8 protein-coding genes are annotated in these 8,778 nt (G+C 69.8%); 3 read left to right on the plus strand and 5 right to left on the minus strand.

The window, feature by feature from the left end:
• Window positions 1-127: 127 nt before the first annotated feature.
• Window positions 128-3,004 (minus strand): helix-turn-helix transcriptional regulator, encoded by a 2,877-nt coding sequence (locus ASH02_RS05225; RefSeq protein ID WP_162262575.1) that lies wholly within the window; start codon window positions 3,002-3,004, stop codon window positions 128-130.
• A 93-nt stretch (window positions 3,005-3,097) separates the two neighbouring features.
• On the opposite strand from ASH02_RS05225, the gene ASH02_RS05230 reads away from it, so the two are divergent.
• Window positions 3,098-3,832, plus strand: a complete 735-nt coding sequence (locus ASH02_RS05230) for a peptidylprolyl isomerase (RefSeq protein WP_057294394.1) — start codon at window positions 3,098-3,100, stop codon at window positions 3,830-3,832.
• A gap of 12 nt (window positions 3,833-3,844) precedes the next feature.
• On the opposite strand, the gene ASH02_RS05235 is transcribed toward ASH02_RS05230, so the two are convergent.
• Window positions 3,845-4,750 (minus strand): oxidoreductase, encoded by a 906-nt coding sequence (locus ASH02_RS05235; protein ID WP_056891169.1) that lies wholly within the window; start codon window positions 4,748-4,750, stop codon window positions 3,845-3,847.
• A gap of 24 nt (window positions 4,751-4,774) precedes the next feature.
• Window positions 4,775-5,203 (minus strand): OsmC family protein, encoded by a 429-nt coding sequence (locus ASH02_RS05240; protein WP_056678368.1) that lies wholly within the window; start codon window positions 5,201-5,203, stop codon window positions 4,775-4,777.
• Between the two features lie 65 nt (window positions 5,204-5,268).
• Between ASH02_RS05240 and ASH02_RS05245 the strand changes: the two genes are divergently transcribed.
• Window positions 5,269-5,577 (plus strand): Fe-S cluster assembly protein HesB, encoded by a 309-nt coding sequence (locus ASH02_RS05245; protein WP_235530081.1) that lies wholly within the window; start codon window positions 5,269-5,271, stop codon window positions 5,575-5,577.
• A 54-nt stretch (window positions 5,578-5,631) separates the two neighbouring features.
• Here the strand turns inward: ASH02_RS05245 and ASH02_RS25505 are convergent, their stop codons facing one another.
• Complete coding sequence (locus ASH02_RS25505) at window positions 5,632-5,766, minus strand: LuxR C-terminal-related transcriptional regulator (RefSeq protein WP_268793370.1); 135 nt, start codon at window positions 5,764-5,766, stop codon at window positions 5,632-5,634.
• 154 nt (window positions 5,767-5,920) lie between these two features.
• The gene (locus ASH02_RS25955; protein ID WP_156388658.1) at window positions 5,921-6,058 is read right to left on the minus strand and encodes a hypothetical protein; all 138 of its coding nucleotides are present in this window, start codon (window positions 6,056-6,058) and stop codon (window positions 5,921-5,923) included.
• A gap of 169 nt (window positions 6,059-6,227) precedes the next feature.
• Here ASH02_RS25955 and pepN point away from each other — a divergent pair, with 169 nt between their 5' ends.
• On the plus strand, window positions 6,228-8,696 hold the full coding sequence (gene pepN, locus ASH02_RS05250; RefSeq protein ID WP_057294395.1) for an aminopeptidase N: 2,469 nt from the start codon (window positions 6,228-6,230) through the stop codon (window positions 8,694-8,696).
• The last annotated feature ends 82 nt before the right edge of the window (window positions 8,697-8,778 follow it).

Here is an 8,778-nt window from a genome sequence, read left to right on the forward strand (position 1 = left end):
ACCCGGACGGGGGCGGTTGGCGAGCGGATCGGTCATGGTCGACAGTCAAACGCTCGGCGCGACACCGTGGTGACCCTCGACGTACCAATGTCGAGCCTCGGCGCACCAAACTGAACCCGTGGTCGGCTCAGTCAGGCACGACCAGATCGCGTCGCGACGAGACGCCGAGCTTGCGCATCGCTGAGCTCAACTGGGTCGAGACCGTGTGGGGAGAGCGGAACAGTGCCTCGGCCACCTCCCGGTTGGTCCTCCCCTGCGCCACCAACCGCACCACCTCGCGCTCGCGCGGCGAGAGGTTGGCTCCATAACCGGTGCGTCCGCCCCACCACGGCCGACTTCGCTCCACGCCGTGTTCGGCCAAGGTCTCGAGCACCCGCGTCGCATCGGCCCGTGCACCGAGGTCGGCGAGGCCGTCGAACACCGCGGACAGTCGAGCGATCCCCGGCTCGGTGGCACCGACGGCGAGCTCGTGCCGAGCCCAGCGCTCGCGAACCAGGAGGGCCGGATGTGGGCGAGGCATCCGGCTCCAGGCGTCCACTGCGCGTTGGTAGGCCGCTCCGGCGAGTGCCACGTCGTCGTCGCGCTCGGCGAGCATCGCCTTGCAGGTTGCCAGGCCCGCCTCTGCGGCTGGGATCCCGCGTCCCCGGATGCCCCGCTCGCACTCCACGGTCAAGGATCGGGCTGCCTTCGCGTCACCGCCTGCCAGCAGTGCCGCCACCCGCACGGGTGCCAACTCCGATGCCCACAGCCACAGTTGCTTGAGACGGACCATCGCCAGGGCGTCGGAGGAGACCCGGAGGGCGTCGTCGAGGCGCCCGGCAATGAGGTGGCGCAGGGCGAGCAGGCTCCCGGCCTCGATCGTGATCGGCTCCAACGGGAACTGTCGAGCCAGCTCCCAGGCGTGCTCCAGGCGAGGCCGGGCCGTCCCCTCCGGTGCCGAGGCGAACTGCAGGCCGATCGCGACCACGAGCGGCTCGAGACGCGTGTGTGGCGGGATGTCCTCGTTGTCCGCAAGGTGTTCGACTCGCGCGGCGAGGCCGTCCCACGTGCCGGTGAGCCAGTCGAACCGCGCACGGTTGAGCATGAGCAGGTCGTCGACCCGCGGGTAGCCGCCGCCGCGAGCCAGGTGCTCCGCACGCGCCAGTGACCGCCCAGCGACGTCGAACCGACCCCACAACATCGCGACGTCGCTCAGGTTCACGTGCCCGCGCACCAGGTGGTCCCGCTCCTGGGCGTCGGCGGTGTCGTCCGGGAGGTGCGCGGCCTCGTCCCACCCGGACGGTTGCCCGAGGCCCAGCAGGGCCGTGACACGGTCGACCAACACCCGTGTGCGGTCACTTCGCCTCACCGGCGGCTCGACCCGTTGCGCCCGGTCGAGCCACTCCAGGTGGCGTGACCCCGACCAGTCCGTGCCGAACGGTGACCCGAGCATCAGCATCGCCCGGAGCGCGGTCTCCGCGTCGGCGAGGTCTGGGATTGCGAGCTCGAGCTCGTTCCTTGACTGCACGTAGTCCCCCGCATTGCTGAGCGCCCTGCCGAGCTGGAACCTCAGCAAACCGCGCACCTGCGGTGCGACGTCACCAGCATCGACAGCGCGACGCAGGGTCGCCACCAGTCCGTGGAGGCGCTCGACGCCGACTGCTGCGCTGTAGGTGATCTTGTCGGCCAACCTGGCGAGCTCGGCGGGCAACAGCTCCGCGTGCAACACGACCTCGAGGAGCAGTGAGACAGCGGTCGTCTCGTCCCCGCTGGACGAGGCGAGCTCGGCCGCCTGCTCGGCGTACCGGCACCACCGGGGCACGTCCCCCGCCCTGCGGAAGTGCGCGGCGAGCCGGGCAAGCGGCGGCCGCTCCCTCTGCTCCAGGACCTCGCCGGCAATCCGGTGGCCACGCCGTGCCTCCGAGGGCGAGATCGCGTCGTACACGGCCTGCCCGACCAGGACATGGCGGAACCGGAACTGCGAGCCACGGACCTCGAGCATCAACACGGTCAGCGCTTCGTCGAGGCCCTTGCTGACCTCGTCCGGAGACAGTCCCGACATGGCAACCAACGTCGCCTCGTCGACGGCATCCCCGAACGTCGCGGCTGCCCGGAGGACGCCTCGTGCCTCCGCGCCGAGCCGCCGGTACCGCTCGAGTACTCCGTCACGCACCGTAGGCGGCACCTCGATCCGGTCGAGGTGGCGACGCACCCACTCGCCGTCCCTGCGGGTCAGGTCAGCCCGGTCGTGCAGCAGACGGACAGTCTCCTCGAGGGCGAGCGGCACACCCTCCGTGCGGGCATGGAGGAACTCGGCGAACGCTCCGGTGACCGGTCGCTCCTGCAGCATCGACGACACCATCTGGCGGGTGTCGTCGACACCGAGACTGGCGAGGCCGATCCGTAGCATGCTCGTCCCCGTCGGCGCCTTGCCGGTGAGACGGTGCAAGTTGGAGGTTGCCTCCAGCTCCGAGGGCCGGTAGGTCAGCACAATTCGGTGGGCGGCCGTCGGGCGGGACGCCAGGAAGAGGAGCAGGTCGAGGGTGGCCGGGTCGGCCCAGTGCGCGTCGTCGACCACGAGAAGGCCGGGTGCCAGGGCGTCGACCAGCTCGGCAAGGGCACGGAAGATCCGGTGCTGGGAGGCGGCAGGATCGGAGAGGGCCTCCGGGCTCGGCGGTAGATGAGGGCCCCACTCGGGGAACAACGGCCTCAGTGCACCGGCGAGCGGGGTGAGCGAGAGCCGGCGTACGTCACCGACCGTGTCCCGGAGCGCGTCGATGACCGGCGCGAGGGTGAACGAACGGCTGTAGGCAGGGCACGCGACCACGAGCACGTCGACGTGCGTGCGCAACAGCTCTTGGACAAGGCGAGTCTTGCCGATGCCTGTCTCGCCCTCGATGAGGACGAGCGCGCGATCGGCGCGCACCAGCACCTCGTTGATCCGCGACAGCTCTTCTGCCCTGCCCACGAAGGCCGGGGTGGAGAGCGAGGAGGGACTTCCGCGCTGCATCGTGGATTCGCTCACTCGCGCGCGATCCCCCTGCCGAGACAGCCGGACGGGAAACCGTCCGAGGCAACCTGCGTGGCAGCCTAATGCCTCGCTGGCTACCATCGCCGCATGTTCAAGCGAAGCCTGGCCGCGATGGCCGCACTGACCCTCTTCTCCCTCGCGGCCTGTTCGGACGACGGCGGTGACAAGGACGACGACACCGTCGCGGGCGACCCTTCCGCCAGTGCCACGACGGACCCGAGCGAGACCGCCGACCCGTCGACGCCCGCGGAGACCACGCCCGCCGCGGGAGCGTGCGCCTACGACGCGGACGGCACGCAGCCGGCCAAGGAGGTCGACCCCCCACCCGGCGACCCGAAGAAGAAGGGCCTGGTCCACGTCACCATCGAGACCAGCGCCGGTGACATCAAGGCCACACTGAACGCCAAGAAGACTCCCTGCACGGTCAACTCGTTCCTCTCGCTGGCCGACCAGGACTACTTCGACGACACCAGCTGCCACCGGGTGACCACCCAGGGCATCTACGTCCTCCAGTGCGGTGACCCGACCGGCACCGGCATGGGCGGCCCCGGCTACCAGTTCGACGACGAGCTGGCCGGCACGGAGAAGTACCCGGCCGGCACCCTCGCGATGGCCAACGCCGGCCCGGGCACCAACGGATCGCAGTTCTTCATGGTCTACAAGGACTCGTCCGCAGCGCTGTCCCCGGCGTACACCGTCTTCGGCACGTTCGACACCGCGAGCATCAAGCTGCTCCAGAAGGTGGCCGCCAAGGGCACCGACAGCGGCACCGCCGACGGCGCCCCGAAGGTGCCGGTCACCATCGACGAGGTCGACGACTGACCACACCGATGGTCACAGCGGGAACGTGACTCCCGTGAGCGACTCGGACTTCCGCCACAACGCACTGGCGAGGTCGGGGTCGTTCGCCATTTCGGAGCGACCGACAAGGGTCGGGTGGCCGAGCAGCTCACCGGGGCCGTGCGGACCGACATAGCTGTTGCCGGGCAGGTCCCCGGTGGCGGCGTACAGGAGCGGCTGCGCGCCCTGCGACGGCTTCATGCCGATCAGCGCGTTGCCCAGGCTGCCCAACCGGGTGAAGGCCTTGTTCCCCGTGCCGCCATGGATTCCGGTCGCCGTGTAGCCCGGGTGTGCTCCGACCGCGCGCACGTCGGAGTCGGTCGCCGCGAGGCGCCGGTCGAGCTCGGCGAGGAACAGCAGGTTCGCCAGCTTCGACTGTGCGTACGCCGCATAGGGGACGTAGCCGCGTCGGGCGAAGTCGAGGTCGTCGACCTCGATCGTGCCGCTGCGGTGGGAGGCCGACGAGACCACCACGACCCGGTCGTGGAGCCGTGGCAGCAGCAGGTTCGTCAGGGCGAAGTGGCCCAGGTGGTTCGTACCGATCTGCGACTCGAACCCGTCGACCGTGCGCGACTCGGGAACGGCCATGATGCCGGCGTTGTTGACCAGCACGTCGAGGCGATCGAGGTTGCTGGCGAACGCGTGCACCGAGCCCAGGTCGGCGACATCGAGCCAGCGCACCTCGATCCGGCCGGGTGCGCCGGTCCGGCGCACCCGCTCGGCCCCGGCCTCGCCCTTCGCGGTGTCGCGGACCGCCATCACCACCTCGGCACCGGCCGTGGCCAGCGCGCGGGTCAGCTCGAGTCCAAGGCCTCCGGTGGCACCGGTGACGACGAAGCGTCGTCCGTCCTGGGCGGGCATCTGCGCCGTGGTCCACGGCGTGCGTCGATGTCGGGCCATGGGCGGCACCCTATGCGGGACCGGTCACGCGTCGGGCGTGAACTCGACGGGCACGCCGATCTGCACGGTGCGGCTCACCGTGCACAGCCGGTCACGTGACATGGCGACCGCGCGGGGCAGGAACTCCCGGGCCGCGTCGCCGCCCTCCCCCTCGGGGAAGACCACGTCGAAGGTCACCTTCAGGTTGGTCAGGTGGTTGCCCTGCTCGTCACGGATCTTGTCGCCCTCCGCGTGTACGTCGAACGCGACGGGGGCTGCACGCTTGCCGGTGATCGCGTCGACGTCGATCGCGCTGCAGCCCGCCAGCGCGGCGAGCAACAGCTCCACCGGGGTGAAGTCGGGGTCGTCGCCCGAGCCGATGGGGAGCACTCCCCCGCGACGGTTGACCGCCTTGTAGCGGCCGTCGCCGATGCGGGTCAGGTCGATGCTGCGCAGGGTGTCGGAATCAGTCATGCACCGAGCCTGCCAGACCCGCCGCGTTTGCGTGAGCCGCCCGACCGCGCAAGGGTGGAGGGGTCATGCCCGCAATCAGCGAAGGAGAGCACATGCTCACCCTCACCGAGAACGCCAGCACGATCGTCAAGGACATCGCCGCCCAAGCAGGCGACGAGGCCGCAGGACTCCGCATCACCAGTGACGACACCCCCGAGCCGGCTTTCGCGGTCAACGCCGCGCCCGCCCCTGAGCCCGGTGACCAGACCGTCGAGCAGGACGGTGCGACCATCTTCCTCGACGAGGATGCTGCCCAGCAGCTCGACGACAAGGTGCTCGACGCCGCAGTCGACCAGGCCGGTGGCGTGCAGTTCTCGCTCACCGTCCAGGCCTGAGCAGAACCACGAAGAAGGCAGGGCCCGGGGTCTCCCGGGCCCTGCGCTCATTTCCTAGAGCCAGCCGTTCTGCTCGGCCGTTCGTACGGCCGAGCAGCGGTTGTCGGCGCCGGTCTTGCCGATCGCGGCCGAGAGGTGGTTGCGCACCGTGCCCTCGCTGAGGTGCAGCCGCTTGGCCACCACGGCCACACGCGACCCGTCGCGGGCTGTCAGTGAGCGAAGGCCTCTCCACCTCGGTCAGCACTCACGATCCCGCCATCACAAATGTCAGGACCCAACCCCGAAATGGCCGCAGGGCCCGGGATCGCTCCCGGGCCCTGCGTCGCTCATGACTCCTGACGGATCAGAGGCCGCGCAGCCGACGTCGTTCGCGACGCGCCTCGGCGCGGGCTGCCTCCAGCGCCCGGACCGCGATGGTGTCCTGGGTCTGGTGGATCCGCCCGGCGATGATTCCCTGGGCGACGTACAACTGGGCCTTCATGATCCTTCTCGTCCTCTCGCGTCATCGTTGACGCAGGTGATTGGTGTAATAAGTACTTCAGGCAGGGTGCCTCTTACATTCTACGGGAGCCAGCACCGCCGATCGGCCCGTTCAGGGGTGATCTCAGCCACCATGCGGCGGGTGAGGACGCGCCTCGTAGGGTGATGCCGTGTCTTCCGCCGAAACTCCCTTCCGCAGCCTGCAGCAGACCGAGGCGGTCGCCAGGTTCGACCTGCTCGACGTCACGTCGTACGACGTCCGTCTGGACCTCGCGACCGGTGACGAGACGTTCGCCTCGACCACCACGATCAGGTTCACCAGCCGCGGCGGCGCGACGTTCGCCGACCTGAAAGCAAGCGCCGTGAACCGCATCGTGTTCAACGGGTCGACGCTGAGCCCCGACCTGGTCGAGCGAGGCCGGCTCCCCCTCGCCACGCAGGCCGGCGAGAACGAGCTCGTCGTCGATGCGGTCATGCCGTTCCGCAACGACGGGGAGGGCCTGCACGCCCACGTCGACCCTGCCGACGGACGGCGCTACGTCTACGGAATGTCGTTCATGGATGCCGCGCCGACGATCTTCGCGTGCTTCGACCAGCCCGACCTCAAGGCGCCCTACACCTTCCACGTGCGCGCGCCCCTGGACTGGACCGTGATCGGCAACGCCCCCGGCAAGCAGGTGGAGCCCGGCACCTGGGAGTTCGACGAGACCCCGCCGCTGTCGACGTACTTCGTGACCCTGGTCGCCGGGCCCTACCACGTGATCCACGACGAGCACGACGGCATTCCGCTCTCGCTCAGCTCTCGTCAGTCGATCGCCCACTCCCTCGACGACGACGCCGACGAACTGTTCACGATGACCAAGCAGTGCTTCGACGAGTTCCACCGACTGTTCGGCATCCGCTACCCGTTCGGCAACTACCACCAGGCGTTCGTGCCGGAGTTCAACGCCGGCGCGATGGAGAACCCGGGATGCGTGACCTACCGGGACCCGCTGCTCTTCACCAGCAAGGTCACCCGCGGAGAGCGCATCCAGCGGGCCACCACCGTCGCCCACGAGATGGCGCACCAGTGGTTCGGCAACATCACCACGCCCAAGTGGTGGGACGACCTGTGGCTCAACGAGTCGTTCGCCGAATACATGGGCAACCGGGTCACCGCCGACGTCACGCAGTACGACGACGCCTGGATCCACAACGGCTACGCCCGCCGCCAGTGGGGACTCGTCGCGGACCAGCGGCCCAGCACGCACCCGGTGGCCGGCAACGGCGCGTTCGACGCGACCGCCGCCCTGCAGGACTTCGACGGCATCTCCTATGCCAAGGGCTCCACGATCCTCAAGCAGCTGAACGCGACCCTCGGCGACGACGTCTTCTTCGCCGGGGTGATCGACCACTTCACCCGCAACCGCTACGGCAACGCGACCATGCACGACCTGTTCGCCTCGTGGGAACGCGCCGGCGCCGGCGACCTCGGGCCGTTCAGCGAGCGTTGGCTGCGCACGGCCGGACCCGACACCCTCGAGCTCGACCGCGCTGCCGGCGTCGTACGCCGCACTCCCCCGGCCGGTCAGACCGAAGCACGTGACCACACCATTCACGTGACCACCGCGGACGCCGACGGCCGATGGACCACCACTCCGCTGCACGTCGATGCCGACGAGGTCACGGTCGACGTGCCTGACGACGCGGCGTTCCTGGTCGACCCGGGCATGGAGACCTGGGCGTCCACGCTGGCCGACGACGTCTCCCTCGAGGCCTTCCCGCGCCTCATCGCTGCGACCTCCGACCTGACGATCCGCTCGGGCATCTGGAACTCCGTCCGCTCCGGCTTCCACCACGCGCGCGTCTCCCCCGAGTCCGTCGTACGCCTGGCCGAGGCATCGTTGCCGACCGAGACCAACGACGACGCGCTGCGCACCCTGCCGTTCCTGATCGGCACGGTGGCCGGGCTCAGCCACGACCCGGCCTCTGCCCTGGCACGGCTCCACGCGGCGTGCCGTTCACTGCTGGACGTCGCCACTCCGGGAGGCACCGTGCAGCTGGGCGCCTTCCGGGGAGCGGTCGACTCCGCCGCCGACGTGACCACCCTGCGCACCTGGCTCGACTCGGCCGATCTTCCTGACGGTGTGGTCGTCGACGCCGACCTGCGCTGGCGGATCCTGATCAGGCTGGCCTCGCTCGACGCGATCAGCCGGGCGGGCCTCGACGGCGAACTGGCCGCCGAGCCCACCACCAAGGCCCGCGTCGACCATGCCCGCGCGGTCTCCGGTCGGCCCGACGCGGAGAGCAAGGCGTGGGCCTGGGACCGGTTCACCGGGTCCGCGCCGGCCACGAACTACGAGCTGATCGCCTGCGGCACCGGTCTCTGGCAGCCGGGGCAGGAGTCGTTCACCGAGCCCTACGTCGACCGCTACCTGAGCGAGCTGCCGGGGGCGGCGAAGGTGCACTCGGGGTGGGTGCTCGGCGACGTGACCGAGCACTTCTTCCCGATCACCTCGGTGCGGCAGTCGACCGTCGACCGGGCTGACGAGCTGATCGCTCGGGACGGACTCGACCTGACGATCCGCCGCAACCTGGTCGACATGACCGACGAGCTGCGCCGACGCCTCTCCATCCGCACCACCTTCGATACTCCCTGACGTTTCGGCCCCTCTCGCTGGATACTCCCTGACGTTTCGGCCCTCCAGCCGGGATACTCCCTGACGTTTCGGCCCTCCAGCC

Source organism: Nocardioides sp. Soil796 (assembly GCF_001429525.1).
GTDB lineage: Bacteria > Actinomycetota > Actinomycetes > Propionibacteriales > Nocardioidaceae > Nocardioides.

Excerpts from the sequence above, each read along its gene's own strand:
- ASH02_RS05230 (WP_057294394.1), top strand. The coding sequence starts at position 3,098 with ATGTTCAAGCGAAGCCTGGCCGCGATGGCCGCACTGACCCTCTTCTCC.
- ASH02_RS05235 (WP_056891169.1), bottom strand. The coding sequence starts at position 4,750 with ATGGCCCGACATCGACGCACGCCGTGGACCACGGCGCAGATGCCCGCC.
- ASH02_RS05240 (WP_056678368.1), bottom strand. The coding sequence starts at position 5,203 with ATGACTGATTCCGACACCCTGCGCAGCATCGACCTGACCCGCATCGGC.
- ASH02_RS05245 (WP_235530081.1), top strand. The coding sequence starts at position 5,269 with ATGCCCGCAATCAGCGAAGGAGAGCACATGCTCACCCTCACCGAGAAC.
- ASH02_RS25955 (WP_156388658.1), bottom strand. The coding sequence starts at position 6,058 with ATGAAGGCCCAGTTGTACGTCGCCCAGGGAATCATCGCCGGGCGGATC.